The 2,018-nt window shown below is 53.6% G+C and carries 3 protein-coding genes; all 3 read left to right on the top strand.

Annotation, left to right across the window (positions count from 1 at the left end; genetic code table 11):
• On the top strand, positions 1-383 hold a 383-nt coding region (locus ACTHUT_RS19015; protein WP_440419415.1), incomplete at its 5' end, for a metallopeptidase TldD-related protein.
• Between the two features lie 87 nt (positions 384-470).
• On the top strand, positions 471-1,640 hold the full coding sequence (locus tag ACTHUT_RS19010; RefSeq protein WP_440385630.1) for a glycosyltransferase: 1,170 nt from the start codon (positions 471-473) through the stop codon (positions 1,638-1,640).
• A gap of 154 nt (positions 1,641-1,794) precedes the next feature.
• On the top strand, positions 1,795-2,018 hold a 224-nt coding region (locus ACTHUT_RS19005; protein WP_440419413.1), incomplete at its 3' end, for a cold-shock protein.

Here is a 2,018-nt window from a genome sequence, read left to right as displayed (position 1 = left end):
TCGAAGGCTATTTCCTCAGCAGTTACAGCGCGAAAAAACTCGGCATGCAGACAACGGGCAACGCCGGCGGCGCGCACAATCTGTATCTGAACCACACCCACGCCACGCAGGCCGACCTGTTGAAAGAAATGGGGACAGGTTTGCTGGTTACCGAATTGATGGGACAAGGCGTCAACACCATTACCGGCGACTACTCGCGCGGCGCGGCCGGATTTTGGGTGGAAAACGGCGTCATTGCCTATCCGGTTCAGGAAATCACCATTGCCGGACGTTTGCAGGATATGTACCGCGACATCACCGGCGTGGCAAACGACGCATTACGCCGTTCGTCCAACCAAATCGGCTCCGTCTTGGTTTCCAAAATGACGGTTGCCGGCAACTGATTGAACTAAATATACAAAAGGCCGTCTGAAAGATATCTTTTCTTTTCAGACGGCCTCGCCGTTATCTACTTCCATAAAAAACACATCATGCATATTGTCGTCATCCCCTCTTGGTACCCCTCTTCCGAAACCGACGTGGACGGAATCTTTTTCCGCCTCCAAGCCCAAGCCCTGCAACGCGAAGGCATGAAAATCGGCATGGTCGTGCCCATGTTCCGCTACTTGAGAAGTCAGCCGAAAACCATCTTCTCGCGCTTCTACGGCCTGCGCCGCCATCAGCAAGGCGGACTCAACACTTACGCCTACGACAGCATGTATTTCTTCCCGCGCTGCCCGGTTGTCGATATCGACCGCATCCGCTGGGTCAACGCAGGCATGAAAGCTTTTGAAGCCTATATCGCCGACAACGGCAAACCCGACGTGATTCACGCCCATTGCGTCAACTACGCCGCCATTTTGGCCTGCGCCATCTTCAAAAAATACGGCATTCCCTATGTGATTACCGAACACAGCAGCGCCATTTCACGCGGCCTTGTCCGCAAAAACCAATGGCCGTCCATGCACGAAGCCGTGCGCCACAGCGCGGCACGGTTCGCCGTCAGTCGTGATTTCTGCCGCATTCTCGAAAAAACCTACGCCGGTACAGACTGGCAATACCTGCCCAATATGCTGGGCGGCAATTTTGAACAGGATTTCGAGTTCCCCGAAAAAAACCATCAAGACTTCACCTTCTGCAGCGTCTCCCACCTGCGCCACCTCAAAGGCCACGACCTGCTCCTGCCTGCCTTTGCCGAAGCACTCAAAACCTATCCGCAACTCAAACTCAAAATCGGCGGCGGCGGCGCAGAAGAAGGCCGTCTGAAACAACTGGCAAGCGACTTGGGCATCAACCACGCCGTTACCTTTACCGGCGCATTGACCACCGACCAAACCCTAGACCTCATGCGCCACAGCAACGCATTCATCCTCGCCAGCCGTACCGAAACCTTCGGCGTCGTCTATATCGAAGCACTGTCGCAAGGTTTGCCCGTTATCGCCACACGCTGCGGCGGCCCCGAATCCATCGTTACTTCCGACAACGGCCTGCTGGTGCCAATCGAAAACATACCGGAACTGACCAAAGCATTGCTCACCCTCTACGAAAACCATGCACACTACGATCCCGTCCGCTTGCGCCAAGATTGCCTGCAACAATTCGGCAGCCGAGCCATAGCGCAACACCTGATCGACACCTTCCAAAAAGTGCTTAACAAATAGGCATAAACCATGCAGGCCGTCTGAAATCCTTCAGACGGCCCGCCTTCTTCCAACAAAATAAATCTAGTGTAAAATTAAGACAATAACTAAACTTTTTGATTTAAAATCAGTCAAAAGAAAAACTGTTACCTATAATAATATCCCCACATACATTATGCGCTATTACGGAACGATTACTCGCTGGAACAGCAAGCGCGGCTTCGGCGCCGCTACCATAGAAGACACAGGCCAAGAAATCTTTCTTGCCCTTGCCGCCTTCACCACCCTTACCCGCCTTCCGGCCGAAGGGCAACACATCTCCTTCAACATCACAGAAGGCCGACGCGGCCGCAAAGAAGCCGAAAACGTCTGCTTCGCCCTCGATTGCGCCGACTGCTT

The sequence above is a fragment of the Neisseria sp. P0022.S010 genome (assembly GCF_051956635.1).
This window is presented reverse-complemented; position numbering and strand designations above follow the sequence as displayed.

Excerpts from the sequence above, each read along its gene's own strand:
- ACTHUT_RS19010 (WP_440385630.1), top strand. The coding sequence starts at position 471 with ATGCATATTGTCGTCATCCCCTCTTGGTACCCCTCTTCCGAAACCGAC.